Below are 24,590 nucleotides of genomic sequence, written 5' to 3'. Positions count from 1 at the left end.
GACAAATTTAAATTGACAAAGATGCTGTTTTATAAAAATCGCCGACTACTTTTCGAGATGGTCATTCCCGACCGGCAGCGAGCCAGATCAAAAAAACTGGCCGGAGCCAGTAGTTTTCAGTCGGCAGATATCAAACCGTCAAGCCAGGCGCCGCGCCCGCACCGCCGCCGCCAGCCCTTGCAGCACGGGCACGGTCTGCGCAAAACTGATGCACGCATCGGTCACCGACACGCCGTGCTTCAAGGGCTGGCCGGCGACGATGTCCTGCCGGCCTTCGTTGAGGTGGCTTTCAATCATCAGGCCCATGATGCGGTGGTCGCCCGCCGCCACCTGGCTCGCCACGTCGGCGGCGACTTCGATTTGCCGCTGGTGCTGCTTGCTGCTGTTGGCGTGCGACACGTCGATCATCACCTGCTCGCGCAGGCCGGCGGCCCTGAGTTGCGCGCAGGTCGCGTCCACGTCGGCCTTTGAATAATTGGTCTGCTTGCCGCCGCGCAGAATCACATGGCAGTCGTCATTGCCCCGGGTTTCAAAAATTGCCGCCTGGCCCATCTTGGTCATGCCCATGAAGGCGTGCGTGGCCTGCGCCGCCTGGATGGCGTCGGCTGCCACCTTCACGCCGCCGTCGGTGCCGTTCTTGAAGCCGACCGGGCACGACAGGCCGCTGGCGAGCTGGCGGTGGCTCTGGCTTTCGGTGGTGCGCGCGCCAATCGCGCCCCAGCTCACCAGGTCGCTGATGAACTGCGGGCTCAGCAGATCAAGGAATTCGGTGCCCACCGGCAGGCCGAGCGCCAGCACGTCGAGCAGCAGCTGGCGCGCCATTTCCAGCCCTTCGTTGATGGCAAAGCTGCCGTCCAGGTGCGGGTCGTTGATGTAGCCCTTCCAGCCAACGGTGGTGCGCGGCTTTTCAAAATACACGCGCATCACGACCAGCAAATCGTCCTTGAGCGCATCGGCCTGCGCCTTGAATTGGCGGGCGTAGTCCATGGCCTGCGCATGGTCGTGGATGGAACACGGCCCGACCACGACCACCAGCCGGTCGTCGGCGCCGTGCAGCACACGCGAGATCGCGGCGCGGCTGGCCGCGACCAGCGCCTGGACGCTGACCGGCGTGGGCAGCCATTCCTGCAGCAGCGCGGGCGTGATCAGCGGACGCACCGCGCCGATGCGCAGGTCGTCGATGCGAGTGGTGTCGTGGGTGGAAAGCGGCGTGGCAGGGCGGACGTGGGTGTTCATGCTGATAAATTTAAGTGTTTTAGGGCTCTAGCGCAAGCCAGTAGTGCGTAAGCAGCTATTTATTCGATAGCAATTCAAGAAGGCTCAGGTGCTGGCATGCCTGGCCATCAACGCGCCGACAGCCGACTTGGCGCAGCGCTGCAAGGCCATCAAGAGGGCGTGGTCGGGACTGGCCACGCGGTGGCGGGTGCGCAGGTCGTGCTGGATCTGGCCCAGCAGTTCGACGGCCATTTCGGCATCGGCCAGCGCCCGGTGCGCCTGCCCGGTGCGCGGCAGGCCGTGAAAATCGACCAGCGAACCCAGCTTGTGGTTGGGCGCCTGCGGATACAGGCGCCGCGACAGCAGCAGGGTGCAGATAAAGGGCTGCGGCGCGGCCAGCCCGGCGCGGTCCAGTTCGGCCTGCCAGAACTTGCGGTCAAACGCGGCGTTGTGCGCCACCAGCGGCGCATCGCCGACAAAGCGGCTGGCCTGCGTCATGACCTGCGCGGCGTCGGGCGCGCCGGCCACCATGGCGTTGGTGATGCCGGTCAGCTGGGTGATGAAGGACGGAATGCGAACCCCGGCATTCATCAGGCTCTGGAAGCGGTCCACCACCCGGCCCCCTTCCAGCAGCACGATTGCCACCTCGGTGGCGCGGTCGCCGCAGCCCGGCGAGATGCCGGTGGTTTCGAAGTCGATGACGGCGGTTAATGGCATGGACGGCTCAGATGTCGATATTCCCCGCCCGCAGCGCATTTTGCTCAATGAATTCGCGGCGCGGCTCGACCTCGTCGCCCATCAGCATGGTGAACACCCGGTCGGCTTCGATGGCGTCGTCGATCTGCACCTTGAGCAGGCGGCGAACCTTGGGGTCGAGCGTGGTTTCCCAGAGCTGGGCCGGGTTCATCTCGCCCAGCCCCTTGTAGCGCTGGCGTGCCGTGCCGTGTTCAGCCTGGCCGATCAGCCAGCGCATGGCCTGACGGAAGTCGCTGATCTTTTCTTCCTTGCGCCGCTCGCCTTCGCCGCGCATGACCTTGGCGCCGTCGCCGATCAGGCCGTGGAAAGTGCTGGCCGCTTCGGCCAGGACGGCATAGTCGGCACCGACCACGAAGTCCTGCGTCAGCACGCTGCTCTTGACATTGCCGTGGTGGCGGCGGCTGATGCGCAGAATCGGCTTGTCGCTGCGCACGTCGAATTCGCCGGCCACTTCGGCCGGTGCGCCTGTCGTGTTCAGCTCGCGCAGCTTGGCCTGCAGCGCCACGGCGGACACCTCGGCGTCGGCCACCGTGTCCAGGTTGAGCGACACGCCATCGGCAATCGCGCGCAGCGCCTCGGCATCCATGAACCCCATCAGGCGGCTGATCACCGACTCGGCCTGCTGGTGCTTGCGCGCCAGTTCGCCCAGCGCATCGCCGGTCAGCACGGAGCTGTCGTCGGCGCCGGTTTGCACTGACGCATCCTTCAGCGCAATCCGCAGCAGGAAGCCGTCGAGTGCGGCCGTGTCCTTCAGGTACTGCTCTTCCTTGCCGGCCTTGACCTTGTACAGCGGCGGCTGGGCGATGTAGATGTGACCACGCTCGATCAGCTCGGGCATCTGGCGGTAGAAAAAGGTCAGCAGCAGCGTGCGGATGTGCGCGCCGTCCACGTCGGCATCGGTCATGATGATGATGCGGTGGTAGCGCAGCTTGGCGACGTTGAAGTCGTCGGCGCCAGGCGTGCCGCCCACGCCGCCGCCCTTGCCGATGCCGGTGCCCAAAGCGGTGATCAAAATCAGGATTTCGTTGCTGGTCAGCAGCTTTTCGTAGCGGGCTTTTTCGACGTTCAGGATCTTGCCCTTGAGCGGCAAAATTGCCTGGAACTTACGGTCACGACCCTGCTTGGCCGAGCCGCCGGCGGAGTCGCCCTCGACCAGGTAAATCTCGCACATCGCCGGGTCTTTTTCCTGGCAGTCGGCCAGCTTGCCGGGCAGGCCCATGCCGTCGAGCACGCCCTTGCGGCGCGTCATGTCGCGCGCCTTGCGGGCGGCTTCTCTGGCTCGGGCGGCTTCGATGATCTTGCCGACGATGATCTTGGCGTCGTTCGGGCGTTCCTGCAGGTAGTCGTTCAGCAGGCGGCTGACGATGTCCTCGACCGGGCCGCGCACTTCGCTGGACACCAGCTTGTCCTTGGTCTGGCTCGAAAACTTGGGCTCGGGCACCTTCACGCTCAGCACGCAGCACAGGCCTTCGCGCATGTCGTCGCCGGTAACCTCGACCTTGGCTTTCTTGGCCAGCTCGGTGTCGTCGATGTATTTGTTGATGACCCGCGTCATGGCCGCGCGCAGGCCGGTCAGGTGGGTGCCGCCGTCGCGCTGGGGAATGTTGTTGGTGAAACACAGCACCTGCTCGCTGTAGCCGCTGTTCCACTGCATCGCCACTTCGACGCCGATGTTGGTGCCCTGGTCGCTCTGGCGGTCGCCCATGGCATTGAACACGTTGGGGTGCAAGACCGTCTTGCCCTTGTTGATGAATTCCACAAAGCCCTTGACGCCGCCGGTGCCGGAAAAGTCATCCTCCTTGCCGCTGCGTTCGTCCTTCAGGCGAATGCGTACGCCGTTGTTCAAAAAGCTCAGTTCGCGCAGGCGCTTGCTGAGGATTTCGTAATGGAAATCGTTGTTTTCCTTGAAGATGTCGGTGTCGGGCAAGAAGTGGACTTCGGTGCCGCGCTTGTCGGTCGGCCCCATCACCTTCATCGGCGACACCTCGACGCCATTGGCCATCTCGACGATGCGGTTTTGCACAAAGCCCCGGGAAAACTCCATGACATGCACCTTGCCATCGCGGCGAATCGTCAGCCGCAGCATTTTTGACAAGGCATTCACGCAGCTCACGCCGACGCCGTGCAGGCCGCCCGACACCTTGTAGCTGTTCTGGTTGAACTTGCCGCCGGCATGCAGTTCGGTCAGGGCAATTTCGGCCGCCGAGCGTTTCGGCTCGTGCTTGTCGTCCATCTTCACGCCGGTCGGAATACCGCGTCCGTTATCGACCACGCTGACCGAGTTGTCGGTGTGGATGGTGACCAGGATGTCATCGCAGTGGCCGGCCAGCGACTCGTCGATGGAGTTATCGACCACCTCGAACACCAGGTGATGCAGCCCGGTGCCGTCCGAGGTGTCGCCGATGTACATGCCGGGGCGCTTGCGCACTGCTTCCAGGCCTTCCAGAATCTGGATCGAACCTTCGCCGTAGGCTTCAGAGGCGCCCGCCTGGTTGGTGTCGATTTTGGGCTGGAAATTGGAGCTTCCTTCGCCCGCCAACCCGTCGGACACATGTACCTGGTCGGCTTCGTTCAGTTTGTTTTCTTCAGTCATGGACAGCAGTTCCCAATTTCTTCAATCTCTTGAATGACCAAACCCGCGAAGCTTCGCGGGTCTGTCTTTCGCTTCAGGCGTTTTGCGCTTCAATTTGCCTCAAATTCGCATCGGCATCACGACGTATTTGAAGGCGGCGTTGTCGGGAATGGTGAGCAGGGCGGAGCTGTTGGAGTCCGCCAGTTCGATTTTCACCATGTCCTGGTTCATGTTGTTCAGGGCATCGATCAGGTAGGTCACGTTGAAGCCGATTTCGATGGCATCGCCGTCGTAATCGATGTCGAGTTCATCGACCGCTTCTTCCTGCTCGGCATTGTTCGAGGCCACGCGCAAGGTGCCGGGTTCGATGTTCAAGCGCACGCCCTTGAACTTTTCGCTGGTCAGGATGGCGGTGCGCTGCAGGCTGGCCAGCAAGGGGGCACGGCCCAGCGTGATGATGTTTTTGTGGTTCTTCGGGATCACCCGGTTGTAGTCGGGGAATTTGCCTTCGACCAGCTTGGTCACGAATTCCATGCCTTCAAAGCTGAACTTGGCCTGGTTGCCGGCAAACTGCATCTCGATTGCGCCTTCCTTGTCGCTGAGCAGGCGCTGCATTTCCAGCACCGTCTTGCGCGGCAGGATCACTTCCTGCTTGGGCACTTCGACATCGAGCGTCGCCGACGAAAACGCCAGCCGGTGACCGTCGGTCGCGACCAGGCTCAACTGCTTGCCTTCGGCCACGAACAGGATGCCGTTGAGGTAGTAGCGGATGTCATGCACCGCCATGGCAAACGACACCTGGTTGAGCAGTTCCTTCAGCACCTTTTGCGGCACCGAGAACACCGGGCCAAAGCTGGCCGCCTCCTGCACCAGCGGAAAGTCCTCGGCCGGCAGGGTTTGCAGCGTGAAACGGCTTTTTCCGCCTTTCAAAATCAGCTTGTTCTGCGCCGATTCGAGCGACACGGTTTGGTCGCTGGGCATGGAGCGCAGCACATCGATCAGCTTGCGCGCGCCGACCGTGGTGGTGAAGTCGCCTTCATCGCCATCGAGCTCGGCGGTGGTGCGAATCTGGATTTCCAGATCGCTCGTCGTGAGCTGCAGTTGTGCACCGGTCTTGCGGATCAGCACGTTGGCCAGAATGGGCAAGGTATGCCTGCGTTCCACGATTCCCGCAACCGATTGCAGCACGCCTAAAAACTTATCTTGAGTGGCTTTCAGAACAATCATCTTTTCCTTTTGTCTTTATCTTTAATTCTTAAATATAAATTAGTAGTAGTAGTAGAGGGATGGCTTTTTTGTGGACAACATCATTTTTTTCTTTTAAATCAAGTACTTGAGTAGCGCCAAACCTTGTGCATAAGCATACTGAAAACAGTGTGTTAAATATGAATAACTTTTCATTTTCGCCTGTTCCTGTGGATAAGTCACAAGTTATTAGAAAGTTATCCCCAGGGTTTGCGGGACGTCCTGACAAGCCTGAAACGTAAAAATTTCCTTGTTTTCAACCCTTGAGCGTTTGCTCCAGTACATGCAGTTGCTGGTTGAGTTCAGTCATCAATTGCCGCTCGGCCGCCATTTTTCGTACGGCATGCAACACGGTGGTATGGTCGCGTCCGCCAAACAACTCGCCAATCTCGGGCAGGCTTTTTTGCGTCAATTCCTTGGCCAGGTACATGGCAATCTGGCGCGGTCGGGCAATGTTGGCGGGCCGCTTTTTTGAGTACATGTCGGCAACCTTGATCTTGTAATAGTTGGCCACCGTCTTCTGGATGTTTTCCACCGAAATCTGTCGATTCTGGATCGACAGCAGGTCGCGCAGTGCTTCCCGGGCCAACTGGATGGAAATTTCCTTGTGACTAAACCGGGAATAAGCCTGTATTTTTCGCAGCGCGCCTTCGAGTTCACGCACATTCGAACGGACATTTTTGGCGACAAAAAACGCCACTTCTTCCGGCAGGACTGCACCATCGGCATCGGCCTTGCGGATCAGGATGGCTACGCGCATCTCCAGTTCTGGCGGCTCAATGGCCACTGTCAGGCCGGAGTCAAAACGCGACACCAGGCGCTCATGGATGTCCGCCAAGCCTTTCGGATAGGTATCACTGGTCATCACAATGTGTGATTTTTTTGTCAGCAAAGCCTCAAAGGCGTTGAAGAACTCTTCCTGGGTGCGGTCCTTGTTGGCCAGAAACTGCACATCGTCGATCAGCAGCAGATCGAGCGAGTGATAACGCTCCTTGAAATCGTCAAACGTCTTGCGCTGGTAGGCTTTGACCACATCCGAGACAAACTGCTCGGCGTGGATGTACAGAACCTTGGCTGCCGGGTTGTCGGCCATCAGTTTGTTGCCGATCGCGTGCATCAGGTGAGTTTTGCCCAGACCGACGCCGCCGTAAATAAACAGCGGGTTGTACAGCTGACCCAGACTGCTGGCGACATGAAGCGCCGCAGCCCGGCCCATGCGGTTGGCCGTGCCTTCAATCAGGGTGTCAAACGTCAAGGCGGAATTGAGCCGGTTTTTGAAGGCAGAACCGGCTGCCTCTTCAGGCGTTCCGACGCTGGCCAACTCGGCAACCCCTGCAGCACGTTCAAATTTGCGAACCACGAGTTCTGATTTGACAGGTGCCTCACGTGGCGCGAGTGCCAGTTCAATCGGGATTCTCTGGCCGGAGAGTTGTTCAAATAGTGCAGCAATCCGGGCGGCGTACTGGGCTCGAACCCAGTCCAGCTTGAAGCGATTGCCCACCTGGACCGTCGCTTTGGACAAATCGGGTGCAACAATCACAACCAGCGGGCGGATCCAGGTATTGAATTGCTGCTCAGGCAACTCCTGAGCCAGATGGTCAACGCAAATTTGCCACAAGTCATCGTTTTGACCAGACACGGACGCCGCGCTCATGACGATTTTTGTCCCGGATGCAAGTGCAAAGCAGCCGCTGGCCGCTTGTGGATATTGTTAATTTTGAACACCCGCAATTGTAGTCGGGGCGGTCAGTTATCCACACATCAGGGACTTCCGAACGGGCCTGCACCGGTAAAACCAGCAGGTCGCATCCATGCTGCCGGCCTGGGCGCTGAAAAATCGCCCGCCGATCAGGTCGCATCAAGCAGGGCGGCGACATGGCAGGTGAAAACATGTGGATAACTCTTTAACAACCCATGACTTATCCACAGGTTGTTGTCAAGAGTTGAAAGTTGTTCATGGCTGACAAGCGGCTTGTATGGCGCCGTGCCGCACAACTTGAAAAGAATTCCAAGTACTTGATTGGAAAGAGAAAAATAGAAGAAGTCCTGCGCCCGGAATTTCAGGCAAGACATGCCGGTTTGATCCAGCCTAACCTGATCATCATCCGCTTTGTTCATGAAAGGACAAGGAAAGGCGTGCCTTCCAGCAATTTCATTTTAGCCTTCGCGACGATCCAGGCGTTTGCCTTGTTGCCAGTATTGAGAAATCTGTGATAATCACGGGTTTTCCCGATTCGTAGCGGCTTGAGGCTGCCTGCGCAGCTTTGTGTGTGGATTCTAGGAATTCATTTGCCAGGATGCAGCAGACGTGTTGCCGGTTGTTGAGACTTGCCAGATTGGCCGTGGTTTCGTACAGCCACCAAGATCATTCGAATCGCCAAATGAAGCTTTACAGCTGACAGCCCAGTAACAAGCCCGCAAGGGCCAGTAGGATTTATCATGAAACGCACATACCAACCCTCCAAAGTCAAGCGCGCCCGTACCCACGGTTTCCTGACGCGCATGAAAACCCGTGGTGGCCGCGCAGTTATTGCTGCCCGCCGTGCCAAAGGCCGTAAACGCCTGGCTGTCTAAACTGGTTATCTCTGCTGATCTGGTAATTTTCCGCTCTTGAGCTGATGTTGGGCGCCAGTGCAGCGGCTTAAAACCCGGGCGCAGTTTCAGGCCGTACTGGCTGGAAGCATTGTTGCAAAAACGCAGCATTTCGCTTTGCACTGCAACAGGCTGGATGCCAAAGCCGTACCCGTTCGAGCCGGAAACACGGCTGATTCAGCCATGTTGTTTCACCTGCACGACATGTGGATCGGTGCGATGGTTCCCAAACGCTGGGCCAAACGTGCCGTGACACGCAACGCCATCAAAAGACAGATCTATTCCGTGAGCGCTGATTTTTCTCAGCTGTATCCGCAGGCTGCATTTGTGGTTCGCTTGCGCAGCAGTTTTGCCCGAACGGAATTTGTCAGCGCCGTTTCTGATCAGCTCAAGCAGGCGGTCCGGGCTGAAGTTCAGGCCTTGATGCAGGCTGGAGCGAGAGCAGCATGAACCCAATTCTGACTACCCTGACACGCCTGCCGCAAATGACTCTGATCGGTGTTGTCAACGGCTACCGGCTGCTGATCAGTCCCGCGCTGGGTTCAAACTGCCGGTTTGAGCCCAGTTGTTCTGCTTATTCCCTGCTGGCACTGAGCCGGCATGGTGCAGTCACGGGAAGCTACCTGACACTGCGCCGTCTTGTTCGTTGCCAGCCTTGGTGCGAAGGTGGGCATGACCCGGTGCCGCCGCCACAATCTGCTTCTTTTTTCAGCCGCCTGCTCACGCCTGCGGCTTCCATTCCTTCTAAAAAGACGCCGTCATGAACGACATCCGCCGCACCATCTTGTGGGTGATTTTTGGTTTTTCCATGGTCTTGTTATGGGACCAGTGGCAGGTCTTCAATGGCCATAAAGCCACATTTTTCCCGTCCAGCACACAGACGGCCAAAACAACTGGCTCGACTGCAGTGCCTTCGACCGGCAGTGCCGCGGTGCCATCGCCTTCCGCCAGCGCCATGCCTGGCTCCCCAGCTGCGGTACCGGCAGGTGCGCCATTGGCCACACCATCCGTCGCCAAAGAGCAGCTGACGGTGAATACCGATGTACTTTCCCTGACCTTTGACAGCGAAGGCGGAACGCTGGTTCATACCGCTTTTAACAAATACAAGGACATGACCCACAAGGATCAGGGATTTGTACTGCTGGATCAAAGCACGAACCGTGTCTATGTGGCGCAGACCGGCCTGATTGCCGGCAGCAACGGTGGCACTTTCCCCACCCACAAAACCCTGATGACCGTCGTTCCGGGCGAGCGCCTCCTCAAGGACGGACAAAACGAGTTGCAGGTCAAATTCGAGTCGGCCGATATGGGTGGTGTGAAGCTGCTCAAAACCTACACCATCAAGCGCGGCGCCTATGACCTGGCTGTACGCCACGAGATCATCAACACCGGCACAACGCCAGTCGCCCCACAGCTTTACCTGCAGCTGGTGCGTGACGGCAACAAGCCGCCTGGTGAATCATCGTTTTATTCCACCTTTACCGGCCCGGCTATTTACACCGAAGCCAAGAAATACCAGAAAGTTGAATTCAAGGATATTGAAAACAACAAGGTGGATGTTGAAAAGCAGGCCACCAATGGCTATGTGGCCATGGTGCAGCATTATTTTGCGTCGGCCTGGATCTTGCCTGATGGCCTGAAACGTGACCTGTTTTTGCGCAAGGTGGACACCAATTTGTACGCAGTGGGCATGATCACGCCACTCGACCCGATTGCCCCTGGTGCAACGAAAACCGTTGACTCGAAGTTTTTCGTCGGTCCGCAGGAAGAGAAAGTTCTGGAAGCTCTGGCCCCCGGCCTGGAACTGGTGAAGGACTATGGCTGGCTGACGATTCTGGCCAAACCGCTGTACTGGCTGCTCGACAAGCTGCACAGCTTCATTCAGAACTGGGGCTGGTCCATCGTGGCGCTGGTGCTGCTGCTGAAAATCGCTTTTTACTGGCTGAATGCCAAGGCATATGCCAGCATGGCCAAGATGAAGGCCATCAATCCCAAGATCACTGAAATGCGTGAGCGCCTGAAAGACAAGCCGCAGGAAATGCAGCAGGCGATGATGAAAATCTACCGCGAGGAAAAGGTCAACCCGATGGGCGGCTGCTTCCCGATCATGATCCAGATTCCGGTGTTCATTGCGCTGTACTGGGTGCTGCTGTCCAGCGTCGAGATGCGGGGTGCGCCGTGGATCTTGTGGATCAGGGACTTGTCTTCGCCTGACCCGTATTTCATCTTGCCGGTCGTGATGGCATTGACCACCATGCTGCAGACGGCGCTCAACCCCGCGCCGCCCGATCCGATGCAGGCCAAGCTGATGTGGTTCATGCCGCTGATTTTCAGCGTCATGTTCTTCTTCTTCCCGGCCGGCCTGGTGCTGTACTGGATCACCAACAACATCCTGTCGATTACCCAGCAGTGGGTCATCAACACCCGGATGGGCGTACCTCCGCAGTTCAACCTGCCGAAGTTCAGATAACAAAAAGGGCCGCGAAGCGGCCCTTTACCATTGCCGATTGCGCATTGAGGCTTCATGCTGGCCCGTCATCATCATCCCATCGTTGCCATCGCCACTGCGCCCGGTCGTGGCGGAGTCGGCATTGTCCGCCTCTCCGGCCAGCGAATCGCCCCGGTTGTCCAGGCCCTGTGTGGGCGTAAACTTTCCCCCCGCCAGGCGACTTACCTGCCGTTTCGCGATGCACATGGGCAGATCATCGACAAAGGGCTGGCGATATTCTTCCCCGCTCCCCATTCCTATACGGGAGAAGACGTGCTGGAGTTGCAGGCGCATGGCGGCCCGGTCGTGTTGCAACTGCTTTTGGCGCGGTGTCTTGAAGCAGGCGCTGCGCTTGACCCGGCCACAGGTCAACCGGTGCTGGCCCAATTGCGGGTTGCCGAACCCGGTGAATTTACCGAGCGGGCTTTTCTCAATGACAAGATCGACCTGGCGCAGGCCGAAGCCATCGCCGACCTGATTGATGCCAGCACCGAAACCGCTGCGCGTTCTGCGGCGCGCTCGATGTCGGGCGAGTTTTCGCAAGCGGTCAATACGCTGCTGGAGCAGTTGATTCACCTGCGCATGCTGGTCGAAGCCACACTGGATTTTCCCGAAGAAGACATTGATTTTCTGCAGCAGGCCGATGCGCAAGGCCAGTTGCTGCGCCTGCAGGCAACGCTGGCCAGCGTGCTTGCGCGTGCCACGCAGGGAGCGATTCTGCGTGAAGGCATCAAGGTCGTGATTGCCGGGCAGCCCAACGTCGGCAAAAGCTCGCTGCTCAATGCGCTGGCCGGCGCTGAACTGGCCATCGTGACACCCGTTGCCGGGACAACCCGCGACAAGGTTTCGCAGCTGATCCAGATTGAAGGCGTGCCGCTGCATGTGGTGGACACGGCAGGTTTGCGTGAGGCACTTGATGAAGTCGAGAAAATTGGCATCCAGCGGGCCTGGACCGAAATCGAAAGTGCCGATGCCGTGCTGTTTTTGCACGACCTGGCCCGTCATGATGCAACCGAAAACCCGCTTTATGCTATAAATTACATAGCTGATGATGCCCGTCTGCAAAGCGCATTGGCCTTAAAACTTCCAAAAAATACAGCCATCATCGATGTCTGGAATAAATCCGACATGGCCGGCCCGGAGTTGCTGCGTCAGGTAAACGGTGGCGTGCTGATTTCCGCCAAGACCGGGGCCGGTCTGCAGGCCCTGCGCGAGCAGTTGCTGCGGGTGGTTGGATGGCAAGCGGCCCCCGAAGGCGTTTTCATGGCACGCGAGCGTCATGTGAGCGCACTGCGCAGCGTACAAATTCAGTTGTTGACTGCGCAGAACCAGTTGCAGGCGGCTGTGCCGGCGCTGGATTTGCTGGCGGAAGATTTGCGCCAGGCGCAGCTGCACCTGAGTTCAATTACGGGGGCTTTTAACGCCGACGATCTACTGGGAGAGATTTTTTCAAAGTTTTGTATCGGGAAATAGCGTGGGTTTTTCGGCGGAAATGGGTCGGTTTCTGGTTGGATTGAGTTTACCTACCCTCTTTATCTTCATAAAACCAAAACGTCAACGTATCCAATGTAAGTGAAAGTTTTATGGCTGCGTTTGTCGGTGGTGTGAAGGTATCTTTACTTCACCATGAATGCACTACTTCCCGGCGCAATCCGCTTTGATATTCAGACCCTGGCCCAGGCTGTTGCAAGCTGTAAGTCCAGTGATGCCTTGCATTGTCAGTTCAGCTTGCCGAACTGGACTATTTTGGGCGCTTTCCTGCAGCCCTTTCCCTTGAGCAAGGGGCAAATCCTGATAGAGCAGGGAGCTCGGGACTGCACCTTGTATTTCATTGAAAGCGGCACCTTGAGTGCTCATTCAGAGGATGAAAATGCACATATGCACCTGGCCTTGGTGGGCTCAGGAACTGTATTGGGCGAAGGTTCATTTTTCACGCATCAGCCGCGCAGGGCGACAGTCCATGCTTCAAGCCCATGCAAAATGTGGTGCCTCACGCCGATACGCTTCAAGGATCTGTCACGCCACCATAGTCCCATAGCGCTCGAATTAACTCTGGCGATGGGCTCCGTCATGGCCAAGCGCCTGAGCATTCCGCCAAAACGGGCCGCTGTGACTTGATCAGTCATCCGTGAAGCATGCACTGTTGAATTTCAGAGCCGGTCATTAAAATATGATACAAAGCGTTACTGGTTGACAGGAGTTAAACGAGATTGGGTAAAACAGCACCAACTCTGTCGGCGGTAAAAGCTAAATCAAGGCGCTTCTTTCAACAGCAGGTTTGACTACATGTTCTTTTTCAGCTGGTTTTCCGGCAAATCCCGCCAAGCAAAACACGCTTCAATGCCGAGAGGCAAGTTACCGCCTGCTGGAGCCCAGAGGGGCGAGCTTGACGATGGCAGTTCTAAAACAAAAAACCACGACAGCCGCGAAAAGTTGTATGAAGCCATTCGCGAAGTCATGACCCATTCCGGGATTTTGTCCGCCAGCTATAAATTCAAAGTGCTTGACCTTGACCGTCGAAGCAGTAGCTATCTGGTCATGATTGATTTGACGAGCAGCAAGGGTGATGCCGTTCTGCAGCCTGCCGAACTGGAAACGCTGATTGTTCAGCGTGCCATGGTCCGTTACGAGATCGTCGTTTCGGCTGTTTACTGGCGGCTCAATGAAATAGCTGTCGTGAGCAAACTGTCACCACCTTCTGCGTCTGCCGTCTTTCCCCTGCCGACTCAAGCGGTCAACAAGAAGGAGTTTCTCCAAGAACCCATTCAGGCAGATGAAGTCGCCGCCTTTCGACTTGCCCTGCTTGCCGCTTCTGCCCACAGTTCTCCAGTTTCGCCCGAAAAGAGTACCAAGGCCAGCAGCGGGCTACGCCGTTCGGCCCACCTTCTGGATTTTGAAGATACTGAAGTCACTCAATCATTCTCTTACCCAGCCCTCAGCAATACGCAATATGGTGACCTGCATTGAGAATGGTTTTATGCAAGCCATTCGGGAGCATCTTTGACACTCGTTTGTGCATGATGGGGGTGACCTTTAGTCGCGCAAAAGTTTCTGCTCGGCCAGCGCCAGTGCTTCCGGTTTCCCCGACAGGACCAGCGTGTCGCCGCCTTCCAGGCTGGTTTCTTCAAGCGCTTTGAGCGTTTTGCCATTACCCCGGCGCAGGCTCACCACTCGCACATCCACCGTGTGCAGCGCCATCTCGCCCAGCGTCTGGCCGACTGAACTGAGCCCAGGAACAAGTGTCACGGTGGACAAGCGTTCCTGCTCCAGCTCGTCTGCCGTGTCATCGTCCGCACCGCGAAAATAGCCGCGCAGCAGGTTGTAGCGCGCATCGCGCTGGTCCTGTACCACGCGGATCACTCGGCGCATGGGCACACCCACCAGCGCCAGCGCATGGCTGGCCAGCATCAGACTGCCTTCAATCGCCTCGGGAACCACTTCAGTGGCGCCGCCAGCCTTGAGCTTTTCCAGATCACGGTCGTCAACGGTGCGAACAATGATCGGTACCGTGGGCGCATGGGTACGTGTATTGGCGAGCACTTTCAGGGCGCTGGCGGTGTCCAGGTAGGTCACCACCACGGCACTGGCCCGTGCCAAGCCGGCCGCTATCAGGGCCTGCAGCCGAACCGCGTCGCCAAACACCACCGAGTTGCCTGCCGCTGCAGCCTGCCGTACCCGGTCAGGGTCCAGGTCCAGCGCGATATAGGGAATGCCTTCGCGCTCCAGCATGCGGCCCAGGTTCTGGCCACATCGGCCATAACCGCAAATGATGACGTGCTTGTTGACGCTCATGGATTTGCTGGCAATCGTTGTCATCTGAAGCGACTGTTGCAGCCATTCGCTTGAAACCAGCTTCATCACGATGCGGTTGGCATACATGATCATGAACAGCGTGGCCAGCATCGACAGCACCATGCTGGCCAGGATGGGATTCATCAGGGCGGGCGGCACCAGCTTGCTGCCTTGCGCCAGGGACAGCAGCACAAAGCCAAACTCGCCGGCCTGCGCCAGGTACAGGCCGGTGCGCAGGGATACACCGGCCGTCGCTCCGAGGACTCGTGCCAGGGCAGTCACCAGGATCAGCTTGAACAATACTGGCAGCGTCAAGAGCAGTAGCACCAGCGCCCAGTGATCCACAACCTCATGCCAGTCCAGCATCATGCCGACGCTGATGAAAAAAAGCCCCAGCAGTACATCATGAAAAGGCCTGATGTCGGTTTCGACCTGGTGTTTGTACTGGGTTTCGGAAATCAGCATGCCGGCGATGAAGGCGCCTAGGGCCAGGCTCAAACCGGCCAGCTCGGTCAGCCAGGCCAGCGCCAGCGTCACCAGCAGCAAATTCAGCACAAACAGCTCTTCACTCTTGCGCCTTGCCACGATCGTGAGCCACCAGCGCATGACGCGCTGCCCTCCGGTCAGCAGCAGGCCCAGCAGCACGGCCGCTTTCAGGGCGGCAATGCCCAATGCCATGAACAACTCGTCAGCCGGTGAGCCCAAGGCAGGAATCAGCACCAGCAACGGCACCACGGCCAGATCCTGGAGCAGCAGGATGCCCATGATGCGCTTGCCGTGCTCGGAGGCCAGTTCCAGCCGCTCAGCCAATAGTTTGACCACAATGGCAGTGCTGCTCATGGCCATTGCGCCTGACAGGGCCAGGGCGGTTTGCCATTGCATGTTCCATAGAGCAGGTGCCACGACGGCCAGAAAAAGTGAACCCAGGGTCACCAGCACCATGGTGAGGGCCACCTGGAGAAGACCAAGCCCGAACACATGGCGGCGCATCGAGCGCAGCTTGGGAAGGTTGAATTCCAGCCCGATCACAAACATCAAAAACACCACGCCGAATTCCCCCAGATGGCGCACTCCGTCGGAATTTTGCGCCAGCGCCAGCGCGTGCGGACCAATCACCACGCCGACAGACAAATAACCCAGCATGGGCGGCAACTTAAATGAGCGGCAAATGACTACCCCCAGCACTGAGGCCAGTAGATATAAAAGGGTTAGCTCAAGTGCGCTCATCTTTTGATGGTAGCTGATGGATTTTCAGCGTCAGGCCGGTTTTCAGGTTTCTGGAAGGCTGGCTTCTATAGGCGTCGATAGAATGCAGCCATGAGTTTTGATGCCGCGAATATTAATGCCGGGCAGGCCCTGAGCCTTGCCAGGAAGACGTTTGAAATTGAAGCCGGTGCCGTACTGGACTTGGCGAGCCGGATTGGAGACGAGTTTGTTCAAGCCGTCGGGCTGATGTTCGCCTGTCCCGGCCGGGTGGTCGTCATGGGCATGGGAAAAAGCGGGCATATCGGCCGCAAGATTGCCGCCACGCTGGCTTCTACAGGCACACCCGCCATGTTTGTGCATCCGGCTGAAGCCAGTCATGGCGATCTGGGAATGATCCAGGCGGTCGATGTGGTGCTCGCCATTTCCAACAGCGGCGAAAGCGAGGAACTGGTCGCAATTCTTCCTGTTTTAATCCGTCTGGGGGTCGCGCTCATCGCCATGACTGGAGGCGCTCAATCCACTCTGGCCAAACAGGCCCATGTCACGCTCGATACCAGTGTCGCCAGAGAGGCGTGTCCACTGAATCTGGCGCCGACGTCCAGTACCACGGCGCAACTGGCAATGGGCGATGCACTCTCAGTTGCGCTGCTCGATGCGCGCGGTTTCCGGGAAGAGGATTTTGCCCGTTCGCATCCTGGTGGTGCGCTTGGCCGCAAGCTGCTCACGCATGTCAGTGACGTAATGCGCAGCGGCAATGCCGTGCCGCAAGTGATGCCGGAAACCTCTTTTACGGAACTCATGCGCGAGATGAGCGCCAAGGGCCTGGGCGCCTCTGCCGTGGTGGATGGCAAGCAGTGCGTGCTGGGAATTTTTACTGACGGCGACCTGCGCCGGCTGGTCGAAAAAGGTGTGGACCTGCGCAGCCTCACTGCCGCTGACGTGATGCATGCCCGTCCGCATACCGTCAGGATCAATTCTCTCGCCGTCGAAGCCGTGGCGCTGATGGAACAGTACCAGATCAACAGCGTGCTGGTGGTCGATGAGGCCGGAGCGCTGTGCGGTGCCCTTAACACCAACGACCTGATGCGCGCCAAGGTAATTTGATATGACACTCCTTTCCTCTTCAAGGTCAGCGCCTTTCCTGAATTTTCCACCTGAACTGCTGTTGCGTGCGCAAAGCGTCAAGGTTGCTTTTTTTGATGTGGATGGCGTGCTGACCGATGGCGGGCTGTATTTTTCGGAGTATCCCGATGGTCATGAACACGCCGGGAGGCTGAATGGTTTCAGGTCGTCCGGCGAGATCATCAAACGCTTCAACACACTCGACGGCCATGGTTTGAAGCTGCTGCAAAAGGCGGGTATTACCCCTGTCGTCATTACCGGCCGTGACAGCTCAGTGCTGCGCGCGCGGCTTCAGGCGCTGGGCATTACCCATTCACACTTTGGCACCGAGGACAAGCGTCCTGCTGCTGAACAGACCTTGCAAGCCTTGGGTCTGGACTGGAATGCTGCGGCAGCGATGGGCGATGACTGGCCTGATTTGCCAGTCATGAGCCGCTCGGCATTAAGTTGCGCGCCTGCCAATGCGCACCTGGAAGTCAGGGCACGGGCCCATCATGTGACACAAGCTTCCGGTGGTCAGGGCGCAGCCCGTGAATTTTGTGATGTGTTGCTTGTCGCCAGCGGGCACTATGCTACGTTGCTGCGCGAGTACATCCCATGACAAGCAGTCTTCCTGAGCAGCTTAAAGGCCCCGGTAGCGCATCGACACGACACAAAAGCGGATGGCGAAAATTTCTGACTCTCTGGGACAGAACGGCTATTTATATGCCGCTGCTGATGATGGGCACACTGGCTTTGGGAACCTATTGGCTGGTGCGCAATACGCCGACGTTCAATGCACCTGAGTCGGTCAGGGAAGTAAGCCACGAGGTGGATTACTTCATGCAAAATTTCACCATCAAAACTTTTGACGAAGGCGGCAAGCTTAAAAGCGAAATTGCAGGCACGGAGGCGCGGCATTTTGCCGATACCGATATTCTGGAAATTGACCAGGCCAGGATTCACAGCATCAACATCAATGGACAACTCACCACGGCTACTGCCAACCGGGCCTATTCCAATGGCGATGGCTCGGAAGTTCAACTGACTGGCAATGCGCGGGTGGTACGTGAAGCCAGCCTGAACGAACAAGGCAAGGAGGCGCCACGGCTTGAGTTTCAGGGCGAGTTTCTTCACGCCTTTTTGAATGAGGAGCGTGTCCAGTCGCATAAGCCTGTACTCCTGATTCGTGGGGCGGACCAGTTCACTGGGAATGTCTTCGCTTACAACAACCTCGACCAGGTGGCTGTACTGACGGGGCGCGTTCGTGGTGTATTGATGCCGAAATCATCAGTTCGTCCCGCAGCTTCCAGCTCTGCGCCTCTAAGGTAGGCGCGCCTGCAAGCCGTTCATCAAAAATCTGGTTTCTGTGCTCAAAAACGCAAAAGGCTTCAAAACCGAAGTTTTGAAGCCTTTTTAAGCACTCTTCAATCAAAGACTAAAGAGGCTATTTTAAGCGGGCCAGTTAGCCTGCAGCGAAAGAGCAGGGCTTAGTAGCCGCCGCGTCCACCACCGCCGCCGCCACCGGAGCGTCCGCCACCAGCGCCGCCGCCGCCGTACGGGCTACGGAAACCACCGTCGCTGCCGCCGCCGGAAGAGCGTCCACCGCCACCGCCGCCGTATCCACCACCGCCGCCGCCAGCACCACCACCGTAGCCGCCACCGCCGCCACCGAAGCCGCCGGTACGTGGAGGACGTGCCTCCATTGGACGGGCTTCATTCACGACAACGCTACGGCCGCCCAAAGGCTGACCGTTCATGCCGTTGATGGCAGCTTGTGCTTCTGCGTCGCTGGCCATTTCGACAAAGCCAAAGCCCTTGGAGCGACCGGTGTCGCGTTCCATCATGACTTTAGCGCTGGTGACAGCGCCGAATTGACCAAAAGATTGTTGCAGGTCTTCGTCACGCACCGAGTAAGGCAGGTTGCCGACGTATAGTTTGTTGCCCATGAAGGGACTCCTCTAAAACACAAAAATAAAAGCGATGGGGTCCCGAAAGCACAACAAATCTTAAACGTACCGCTGTAGCGCGCGAAACTGACCGATCACCTAACATGCACGAATTTTTGGATTCGCACACGCATATTATGCGCTACTTCTTGAAATCCAAGACACTTAGTACTTTTACCTAGCCATTTTTAGGCGCCACTAAACAGTGAATCACCAGTTGACTTCGTGCTCGGGCGTTGCGCCAATGCGATGAATGGAGCGGTCAGCCCCTTCAAACTCCTCTTCCTGGGTCAGGCGCAACCCCAGCGTTAGCTTCAGTGCGCCATAGACCACAAAGCCCATCAATGCGGCCCATGTGACGCCCATTGCGGTCCCGATGAGTTGCGCGCCAAAGCTGACGCCACCCAGGCCGCCCAAGGCCTTGCTGCCAAAAATGCCCGCAGCGATCCCGCCCCAGGTGCCGCAAAGCCCGTGCAGCGGCCAGACGCCCAATACATCGTCAATCTTCCATTTGTTCTGGGTCAGCGTGAACATCACGACAAACACCGCGCCAGCCACACCGCCGACGACCAGCGCGCCCAGCGGATGCATCACGTCGGAACCTGCGCATACTGCCACCAGCCCCGCCAGTGGTCCGTTGTGCACAAAACCGGGATCGTTCTTGCCAAAGGCCAGCGCGGCCAGCGTACCGCCCACCATCGCCATCAGCGAATTCACCGCGACCAGGCCGGAAATCTTGTCGAGCGTTTGCGCGCTCATCACGTTGAAACCGAACCAGCCAACCACCAGAATCCACGCCCCCAGCGCCAGGAAGGGAATGCTCGACGGCGGATGCGCCGACATCGCGCCATCCTTGCGGTAACGGTTGCTGCGCGCACCGAGCAAAATCACGGCGGGAAGCGCCAGCCAGCCGCCCAGGGCATGAACCACGATGGAACCGGCAAAATCATGGAATTCGGCGCCGCTGACCGATGCAATCCAGGCCTGCACGCCAAAGTGATGATTCCAGGCGATGCCTTCGAAAAACGGATAGACAAATCCAACGATGACCGCCGTCGCAATCAGTTGGGGATAAAAGCGCGCACGCTCGGCAATGCCACCGGAAATAATCGCCGGAATGGCGGCCGCGAAGGTCAGCAAAAAGAAAAACCGGACCAGTTCATAGCCATTTTTGACTGCCAGCTCTTCGGCGCCGACAAAAAAATGGGTGCCATAGGCCACGCCATAACCGACGGCAAAATAGGCCACGGTTGAGACCGAGAAGTCCACCAGGATCTTGACCAGCGCATTGACCTGGTTCTTTTTGCGCACGGTGCCCAGTTCCAGAAACGCAAAACCCGCATGCATCGCCAGCACCATGATGCCGCCCAACAGAATGAACAAGGCATCAGCGCCCTGTTTTAGTGCTTCCATAACGCTCTTTCTTCAATGAAATGTGATTTATTGGTGCGTTTTAAGGCAAACGCGAAAAATTGCACCAAAATAAAGCAAGAAATGCGCCGTGAAAATGAACCTTAGCGGTGCGAAGCTGCCAGTCTTGAAGCTAGCCCTCTGGATTCGCCTGGCTTTGGCCGCTTCTATAATGTCCACTGTCATTGGGGAGTAGCCGCCCTTCTTCACTGAGAGGGGTTTGCGTCAACAGACTTGTCTGGCCTTGCAACAGGGTCGGCATGGCGCAAACAGTTTTTCAAGCCTGGCGAGACCTTTGACTGCACAGCCTCCAGAACTTTAAAAAGCTTCAGGCCGGGGATGTCGTGCAGTCATTGGTTTTTTTGATCCGGCTTGAGCTGTTTTTTTCATGGAAGCTTTCCTCGTCTCCACCGGTATCGTCGCCCTCGCCGAAATGGGCGACAAAACCCAACTTCTTGCGCTGGTGCTGGCTGCGCGATTTCGCCGGCCCTGGCCCATCGTCTTCGGCATCCTGGTGGCCACCATCGCCAACCATGCCATGGCTGGCGCGCTGGGCGCCTGGGTCACCACCTTTCTGGGTCCGCAAACCCTGCGCTGGATTCTGGGCGTTTCCTTTATCGCCATGGCGGTGTGGATGCTGATTCCGGACAAGCTCGATGACGAAGATATCGACAAAAAACCGCCCCGCTTCGGCGTGTTCGGCACCACGGTACTGGTGTTTTTTCTGGCCGAAATGGGCGACAAGACCCAGATCGCGACCGTGATGCTGGCCGCCCGCTACGACGCCTACTTCTGGGTCGTGGCCGGCACCACGCTGGGCATGATGCTGGCCAATGCGCCGGTGGTCTGGCTCGGCAGCCGTTTCATGCACCTGATCCCGCTGCGCGTGGTGCATATCGTGTCGGCGCTCGTCTTTGCCGGGCTGGGCTTGATGGCGCTGGTCGTTCCTGCGTAGCTTGCTATACTGACAAAGCGCCGATTTGCTCAGCTTGCGGGCGCGTAAAAAGTACCGCTAAAGACGACTCTGCACGAACCCGGACTCGCTTTCAGCGATGCCGGGTTTTCTTTTTGCTCCATCGTTTTCCTATCGTGGATCCATCAACAGTGCCTATTGCCCCCTTCCTTGTCGCCTCGCCAGCGTCCATGCACTTTGCCGACGTCCTGCCCTTGCGCAGCGGCGCCTCGATTCGCGCCTATGACCTGAGCTATGAAACCTATGGCCAGCTCAACGCCGACAAGTCCAACGCGGTGCTGATCTGCCATGCGCTGAACGCGTCGCACCATGTGGCCGGCGTTTACCTGGACGAATCCGGCCAGATTCAGAAAAAATCCGAAGGCTGGTGGGACACCATGATCGGCCCGGGCAAGCCGGTCGATACCAACCGGTTTTTTGTCATCGGCGTGAACAACCTCGGTTCGTGCTTCGGCTCGACCGGGCCGATGCAGACCAACCCCGACACGAATGAGGTGTACGGCGCCGATTTCCCGGTCGTCACGGTGCAGGACTGGGTTGATGCGCAGGCCAGATTGCTCGATGCGCTGGGCATCCAGACGCTGGCCGCCGTCATGGGCGGCAGCCTGGGCGGCATGCAGGCGCTGAGCTGGACGCTGCAATACCCCGGGCGTGTCCGCCATGCGGTGGTGGTGGCCAGCGCGCCCAACCTGACCGCCGAGAACATTGCCTTCAACGAAGTCGCGCGCCGCGCCATCGTCACCGACCCCGACTTTCACGGCGGACATTTTTACAAACACGGCGTGCTGCCCAAGCGCGGCCTGCGCATTGCCCGCATGATCGGCCACATCACCTACCTGAGCGACGACGTGATGAACGAGAAGTTCGGACGCCAGCTGCGCGACGCCGCAGGCATCAAGTTTTCGACGCAGGACGTCGAGTTCCAGATCGAAAGCTACCTGCGCTACCAGGGCGACAAGTTCGCCGAATACTTCGACGCCAATACCTATCTCTTGATCACGCGCGCGCTCGACTACTTCGACCCGGCCGGTGAATTCGGCGGCGACCTGAGCCGCGCGCTGGCCCAGGCCAGCGCCAAGTTCTTGCTGGTCAGCTTCACCACCGACTGGCGGTTTTCCCCGGCGCGCAGCCGCGAAATCGTCAAGGCCCTGCTCGACAACCAGATTGATGTGAGCTACGCCGAAATCGACGCGCCCCATGGCCATGATGCATTTTTGCTCGATGATGCACGCTACATGGGCGTGGTGCGCTCCTATTTCGAGAGCAAGGTGAGCGCATGACCGGAACCACCCAAATCAATCTGCCGCCTTCGCCGGACCAGTTGTCGATAGCCCGGCTGGTGCCCAAGGGCTCGCGCGTGCTCGACCTGGGCTGCGGCAACGGCGCGCTGCTCGACTACCTGATCCGGGAGCGCGGCTGCTCGGGCTACGGCGTCGAGATCGACGACGCCAACGTGCAGGCCTGTGTGGCGCGCGGCGTCAACGTCATCCAGTTCAACCTCGAAGACGGTCTGGCGCTGTTCGGCGACAGCTCCTTCGACGTGGTGCTGCAGATCGACACGCTGCAGCATTTGCGCAATGCCGAAGTCATGCTGGTTGAGACGGCGCGCGTGGGCCGCATCGGCATCGTCGCCTTTCCCAACTTCGGCCACTGGCCGAACCGGCTGGCCGTGCTGCGCGGCCGCATGCCGGTGACCAAGGTGCTGCCCTACCAGTGGTACGACACGCCCAATATCCGCGTCGGAACGCTGCGCGATTTTGCCGCGCTGGCAAGCCAGAACCGGCTGCGGATTCTCGATTCGTTCGGCCTGCAGGACGGGCGCGAAATCCGCTTCTGGCCGAATGCGCGCGCCAGCCGGGCGGTGTTCAAGCTGCAGCGGGCCTGAGGTGAGCGCCCCGGGGCCGGCGGTTGTCTCCTTCCGCGAGGCCTTGCGCTTTTGGCTGCTGCTCGGCTTCATCAGCTTTGGCGGGCCGGCCGGGCAGATTGCCATCATGCACCGCGAGCTGGTCGAGCGCCGCCGCTGGGTGTCTGAAAAGCGCTTTTTGCATGCGCTCAACTTTTGCATGGTGCTGCCCGGCCCCGAGGCGCAGCAGCTGGCGACCTACCTGGGCTGGCTGATGCACCGGAGCTGGGGCGGCGTGGTGGCGGGCAGCCTGTTTTTCCTGCCGTCGCTGGCGCTGCTGATAGCGCTGAGCTGGATTTACATGGCCTTTGGCCAGCAGCCGCTGGTGGCCGGGATTTTTTACGGCATCAAGCCGGCCGTGGCGGCGATTGTGCTGCACGCGCTGCACCGCATCGCCAGTAAATCATTGGGAAATCCGCTGCTGGCGCCCGTTCCATGGGCGATAGCAGCTATGAGTTTCATAGCAATTTGGGCCTTGAAGCTGCCGTTTCCGCTGGTCGTGCTGGGCGCCATGCTGACGGGCGCCGTTCTGGCGCGCGTGGCGCCTGGCAGCCTGGCGCACGGCAAAGGCCACGCGGCGGCGACGCACGGCGTTCGCGCCGCAGCCCTGATTGACGACGACACGCCGACGCCGCCGCATGCGCTGTTCAGCCTGCCCCGGCTGGCATGGGTGCTGCTGGCCGGCGCCGTGCTCTGGCTGGCGCCGATGGCGGCGCTGTTTTTCACCTACGGCTGGAGCGGCACGCTGACGCAGGTCGGCTGGTTTTTCACCAAGGCCGCGCTGCTGACCTTTGGCGGGGCCTACGCCGTGCTGCCTTACGTGAACCAGATGGCGGTCGGGCATTACCACTGGCTCAGCACGGCGCAAATGATGGACGGCCTGGCGCTGGGCGAAACCACGCCCGGCCCGCTCATCATGGTGGTGGCGTTTGTCGGCTTTGTCGGCGGCTGGGCCAAACAGGTGCTGGGGCCGGATGCGCTGTTTCTGGGCGCGGCCCTGGCCGCCTGCGTGGCGACGTGGTTCACCTTTTTGCCTTCGTTCATCTTCATCCTGGCGGGCGGGCCGTGGGTCGAGTCCACGCGCGGCAACCTCAGGCTGACCGCGCCGCTGGCCGCCGTGACCGCCGCCGTGGTCGGCGTGATCGCCAATCTTGCTCTGTTTTTCATAGCTGCTATCGCTTACCCATCAAGCGCAAATGGCTTTTTTGATGCTCAACCTGACTGGGTGGCGCTGACGCTGGCGGTATTGGCGGCCCTGGCCCTGTGGCGCCTGAAGTGGGGCGTGATCCCGGTCATCGCCGCCTCGGCGGTCGCCGGGCTGCTGCTGCGCTGGTCCGGCCTGGCCTGAGCGCCTGTCACCGGAGTAGCTGGCGCGCGCAGTATGCTCA

Annotated in this window: 23 protein-coding genes and 1 riboswitch; of the genes, 15 read left to right on the top strand and 8 right to left on the bottom strand. The window is 58.8% G+C overall.

What is annotated here, in order from left to right; all coding sequences use genetic code 11:
* Positions 1 to 138 precede the first annotated feature (138 nt).
* The 5 genes from PNAP_RS20535 to dnaA form a co-directional block, all read right to left on the bottom strand.
* Positions 139 to 1,236 carry a 3-deoxy-7-phosphoheptulonate synthase gene (locus PNAP_RS20535; RefSeq protein ID WP_011803472.1) on the bottom strand — a complete coding sequence of 366 codons (1,098 nt, stop codon included), beginning with the start codon at positions 1,234 to 1,236 and terminating at the stop codon, positions 139 to 141.
* Between the two features lie 84 nt (positions 1,237 to 1,320).
* Positions 1,321 to 1,932 (bottom strand): 3'-5' exonuclease, encoded by a 612-nt coding sequence (locus PNAP_RS20530; RefSeq protein WP_011803471.1) that lies wholly within the window; start codon positions 1,930 to 1,932, stop codon positions 1,321 to 1,323.
* Between the two features lie 7 nt (positions 1,933 to 1,939).
* Entirely contained in the window at positions 1,940 to 4,564 is a 2,625-nt protein-coding gene (gene gyrB / locus PNAP_RS20525; RefSeq protein ID WP_011803470.1) for a DNA topoisomerase (ATP-hydrolyzing) subunit B, read from the bottom strand.
* 99 nt (positions 4,565 to 4,663) lie between these two features.
* Positions 4,664 to 5,770, bottom strand: a complete 1,107-nt coding sequence (dnaN, locus tag PNAP_RS20520) for a DNA polymerase III subunit beta (protein WP_011803469.1) — start codon at positions 5,768 to 5,770, stop codon at positions 4,664 to 4,666.
* Between the two features lie 274 nt (positions 5,771 to 6,044).
* Positions 6,045 to 7,442 carry a chromosomal replication initiator protein DnaA gene (gene dnaA, locus PNAP_RS20515; protein ID WP_011803468.1) on the bottom strand — a complete coding sequence of 466 codons (1,398 nt, stop codon included), beginning with the start codon at positions 7,440 to 7,442 and terminating at the stop codon, positions 6,045 to 6,047.
* Between the two features lie 302 nt (positions 7,443 to 7,744).
* Between dnaA and PNAP_RS27225 the strand changes: the two genes are divergently transcribed.
* The 8 genes from PNAP_RS27225 (at position 7,745) to PNAP_RS20485 (ending at position 13,835) form a co-directional block, all read left to right on the top strand.
* On the top strand, positions 7,745 to 8,002 hold the full coding sequence (locus PNAP_RS27225) for a hypothetical protein (protein ID WP_157040345.1): 258 nt from the start codon (positions 7,745 to 7,747) through the stop codon (positions 8,000 to 8,002).
* A 225-nt stretch (positions 8,003 to 8,227) separates the two neighbouring features.
* Entirely contained in the window at positions 8,228 to 8,362 is a 135-nt protein-coding gene (rpmH, locus tag PNAP_RS25975) for a 50S ribosomal protein L34 (RefSeq protein WP_007862708.1), read from the top strand.
* 57 nt (positions 8,363 to 8,419) lie between these two features.
* Positions 8,420 to 8,830, top strand: a complete 411-nt coding sequence (locus PNAP_RS20505) for a ribonuclease P protein component (RefSeq protein WP_041376857.1) — start codon at positions 8,420 to 8,422, stop codon at positions 8,828 to 8,830.
* Positions 8,827 to 9,144: a membrane protein insertion efficiency factor YidD gene (gene yidD, locus PNAP_RS25970; RefSeq protein WP_011803466.1), complete on the top strand. Its 318-nt coding sequence runs from the start codon at positions 8,827 to 8,829 to the stop codon at positions 9,142 to 9,144. Before PNAP_RS20505 ends, yidD begins: the two co-directional genes overlap by 4 nt.
* Complete coding sequence (gene yidC / locus PNAP_RS20500) at positions 9,141 to 10,850, top strand: membrane protein insertase YidC (RefSeq protein WP_011803465.1); 1,710 nt, start codon at positions 9,141 to 9,143, stop codon at positions 10,848 to 10,850. The genes yidD and yidC overlap by 4 nt, the downstream gene beginning before the upstream one ends.
* A gap of 54 nt (positions 10,851 to 10,904) precedes the next feature.
* Positions 10,905 to 12,341: a tRNA uridine-5-carboxymethylaminomethyl(34) synthesis GTPase MnmE gene (gene mnmE, locus PNAP_RS20495; protein WP_011803464.1), complete on the top strand. Its 1,437-nt coding sequence runs from the start codon at positions 10,905 to 10,907 to the stop codon at positions 12,339 to 12,341.
* 153 nt (positions 12,342 to 12,494) lie between these two features.
* Positions 12,495 to 12,986 carry a cyclic nucleotide-binding domain-containing protein gene (locus tag PNAP_RS20490; protein ID WP_011803463.1) on the top strand — a complete coding sequence of 164 codons (492 nt, stop codon included), beginning with the start codon at positions 12,495 to 12,497 and terminating at the stop codon, positions 12,984 to 12,986.
* 168 nt (positions 12,987 to 13,154) lie between these two features.
* Positions 13,155 to 13,835 (top strand): hypothetical protein, encoded by a 681-nt coding sequence (locus PNAP_RS20485; RefSeq protein WP_011803462.1) that lies wholly within the window; start codon positions 13,155 to 13,157, stop codon positions 13,833 to 13,835.
* 66 nt (positions 13,836 to 13,901) lie between these two features.
* Here PNAP_RS20485 and PNAP_RS20480 read toward each other — a convergent pair whose 3' ends face one another.
* Complete coding sequence (locus PNAP_RS20480) at positions 13,902 to 15,887, bottom strand: cation:proton antiporter domain-containing protein (protein WP_011803461.1); 1,986 nt, start codon at positions 15,885 to 15,887, stop codon at positions 13,902 to 13,904.
* A gap of 90 nt (positions 15,888 to 15,977) precedes the next feature.
* Here PNAP_RS20480 and PNAP_RS20475 point away from each other — a divergent pair, with 90 nt between their 5' ends.
* From PNAP_RS20475 to lptC, 3 genes are read left to right on the top strand one after another with little or no spacing between them, the layout of a single operon-like run.
* Positions 15,978 to 16,970: a KpsF/GutQ family sugar-phosphate isomerase gene (locus PNAP_RS20475; protein ID WP_011803460.1), complete on the top strand. Its 993-nt coding sequence runs from the start codon at positions 15,978 to 15,980 to the stop codon at positions 16,968 to 16,970.
* Position 16,971: 1 nt separating this feature from the next.
* Positions 16,972 to 17,589 carry a KdsC family phosphatase gene (locus PNAP_RS20470; protein WP_011803459.1) on the top strand — a complete coding sequence of 206 codons (618 nt, stop codon included), beginning with the start codon at positions 16,972 to 16,974 and terminating at the stop codon, positions 17,587 to 17,589.
* Positions 17,586 to 18,299 carry an LPS export ABC transporter periplasmic protein LptC gene (gene lptC / locus PNAP_RS20465; RefSeq protein WP_011803458.1) on the top strand — a complete coding sequence of 238 codons (714 nt, stop codon included), beginning with the start codon at positions 17,586 to 17,588 and terminating at the stop codon, positions 18,297 to 18,299. The genes PNAP_RS20470 and lptC overlap by 4 nt, the downstream gene beginning before the upstream one ends.
* Before the next feature lie 158 nt (positions 18,300 to 18,457).
* On the opposite strand, the gene PNAP_RS25965 is transcribed toward lptC, so the two are convergent.
* Both PNAP_RS25965 and PNAP_RS20455 read right to left on the bottom strand, forming a co-directional pair.
* Entirely contained in the window at positions 18,458 to 18,916 is a 459-nt protein-coding gene (locus PNAP_RS25965; protein ID WP_011803457.1) for an RNA recognition motif domain-containing protein, read from the bottom strand.
* A gap of 210 nt (positions 18,917 to 19,126) precedes the next feature.
* Positions 19,127 to 20,329, bottom strand: coding sequence for an ammonium transporter (locus PNAP_RS20455; protein ID WP_011803456.1), 1,203 nt, complete (start codon positions 20,327 to 20,329; stop codon positions 19,127 to 19,129).
* Positions 20,330 to 20,501: 172 nt separating this feature from the next.
* A riboswitch (yybP-ykoY riboswitch) is annotated at positions 20,502 to 20,655 on the top strand.
* Positions 20,656 to 20,714: 59 nt separating this feature from the next.
* On the opposite strand from PNAP_RS20455, the gene PNAP_RS20450 reads away from it, so the two are divergent.
* The 4 genes from PNAP_RS20450 (at position 20,715) to chrA (ending at position 24,550) form a co-directional block, all read left to right on the top strand.
* A complete protein-coding gene (locus PNAP_RS20450) occupies positions 20,715 to 21,281 on the top strand; it encodes a TMEM165/GDT1 family protein (protein ID WP_011803455.1) in 567 nt (188 codons plus the stop codon).
* A 149-nt stretch (positions 21,282 to 21,430) separates the two neighbouring features.
* Positions 21,431 to 22,579: a homoserine O-succinyltransferase MetX gene (gene metX / locus PNAP_RS20445; RefSeq protein ID WP_086000550.1), complete on the top strand. Its 1,149-nt coding sequence runs from the start codon at positions 21,431 to 21,433 to the stop codon at positions 22,577 to 22,579.
* Positions 22,576 to 23,184, top strand: a complete 609-nt coding sequence (gene metW, locus PNAP_RS20440; protein WP_011803453.1) for a methionine biosynthesis protein MetW — start codon at positions 22,576 to 22,578, stop codon at positions 23,182 to 23,184. The genes metX and metW overlap by 4 nt, the downstream gene beginning before the upstream one ends.
* Positions 23,141 to 24,550 (top strand): chromate efflux transporter, encoded by a 1,410-nt coding sequence (gene chrA, locus PNAP_RS20435; protein ID WP_049763725.1) that lies wholly within the window; start codon positions 23,141 to 23,143, stop codon positions 24,548 to 24,550. Before metW ends, chrA begins: the two co-directional genes overlap by 44 nt.
* The last annotated feature ends 40 nt before the right edge of the window (positions 24,551 to 24,590 follow it).

Origin of the sequence: Polaromonas naphthalenivorans CJ2 (assembly GCF_000015505.1) — a bacterium.
In the GTDB taxonomy this organism is placed as follows: Bacteria; Pseudomonadota; Gammaproteobacteria; order Burkholderiales; family Burkholderiaceae_C; genus Polaromonas; species Polaromonas naphthalenivorans.
This window is presented reverse-complemented; position numbering and strand designations above follow the sequence as displayed.

Excerpts from the sequence above, each read along its gene's own strand:
- metW (WP_011803453.1), top strand. The coding sequence starts at position 22,576 with ATGACCGGAACCACCCAAATCAATCTGCCGCCTTCGCCGGACCAGTTG.
- mnmE (WP_011803464.1), top strand. The coding sequence starts at position 10,905 with ATGCTGGCCCGTCATCATCATCCCATCGTTGCCATCGCCACTGCGCCC.
- chrA (WP_049763725.1), top strand. The coding sequence starts at position 23,141 with ATGCGCGCGCCAGCCGGGCGGTGTTCAAGCTGCAGCGGGCCTGAGGTG.
- yidD (WP_011803466.1), top strand. The coding sequence starts at position 8,827 with ATGAACCCAATTCTGACTACCCTGACACGCCTGCCGCAAATGACTCTG.
- PNAP_RS20475 (WP_011803460.1), top strand. The coding sequence starts at position 15,978 with ATGAGTTTTGATGCCGCGAATATTAATGCCGGGCAGGCCCTGAGCCTT.
- PNAP_RS20455 (WP_011803456.1), bottom strand. The coding sequence starts at position 20,329 with ATGGAAGCACTAAAACAGGGCGCTGATGCCTTGTTCATTCTGTTGGGC.
- gyrB (WP_011803470.1), bottom strand. The coding sequence starts at position 4,564 with ATGACTGAAGAAAACAAACTGAACGAAGCCGACCAGGTACATGTGTCC.
- lptC (WP_011803458.1), top strand. The coding sequence starts at position 17,586 with ATGACAAGCAGTCTTCCTGAGCAGCTTAAAGGCCCCGGTAGCGCATCG.
- dnaN (WP_011803469.1), bottom strand. The coding sequence starts at position 5,770 with ATGATTGTTCTGAAAGCCACTCAAGATAAGTTTTTAGGCGTGCTGCAA.
- PNAP_RS20470 (WP_011803459.1), top strand. The coding sequence starts at position 16,972 with ATGACACTCCTTTCCTCTTCAAGGTCAGCGCCTTTCCTGAATTTTCCA.
- PNAP_RS20485 (WP_011803462.1), top strand. The coding sequence starts at position 13,155 with ATGTTCTTTTTCAGCTGGTTTTCCGGCAAATCCCGCCAAGCAAAACAC.
- yidC (WP_011803465.1), top strand. The coding sequence starts at position 9,141 with ATGAACGACATCCGCCGCACCATCTTGTGGGTGATTTTTGGTTTTTCC.
- PNAP_RS20535 (WP_011803472.1), bottom strand. The coding sequence starts at position 1,236 with ATGAACACCCACGTCCGCCCTGCCACGCCGCTTTCCACCCACGACACC.
- PNAP_RS20490 (WP_011803463.1), top strand. The coding sequence starts at position 12,495 with ATGAATGCACTACTTCCCGGCGCAATCCGCTTTGATATTCAGACCCTG.
- PNAP_RS25965 (WP_011803457.1), bottom strand. The coding sequence starts at position 18,916 with ATGGGCAACAAACTATACGTCGGCAACCTGCCTTACTCGGTGCGTGAC.
- PNAP_RS20450 (WP_011803455.1), top strand. The coding sequence starts at position 20,715 with ATGGAAGCTTTCCTCGTCTCCACCGGTATCGTCGCCCTCGCCGAAATG.
- rpmH (WP_007862708.1), top strand. The coding sequence starts at position 8,228 with ATGAAACGCACATACCAACCCTCCAAAGTCAAGCGCGCCCGTACCCAC.
- PNAP_RS20530 (WP_011803471.1), bottom strand. The coding sequence starts at position 1,932 with ATGCCATTAACCGCCGTCATCGACTTCGAAACCACCGGCATCTCGCCG.
- PNAP_RS27225 (WP_157040345.1), top strand. The coding sequence starts at position 7,745 with ATGGCTGACAAGCGGCTTGTATGGCGCCGTGCCGCACAACTTGAAAAG.
- PNAP_RS20480 (WP_011803461.1), bottom strand. The coding sequence starts at position 15,887 with ATGAGCGCACTTGAGCTAACCCTTTTATATCTACTGGCCTCAGTGCTG.
- dnaA (WP_011803468.1), bottom strand. The coding sequence starts at position 7,442 with ATGAGCGCGGCGTCCGTGTCTGGTCAAAACGATGACTTGTGGCAAATT.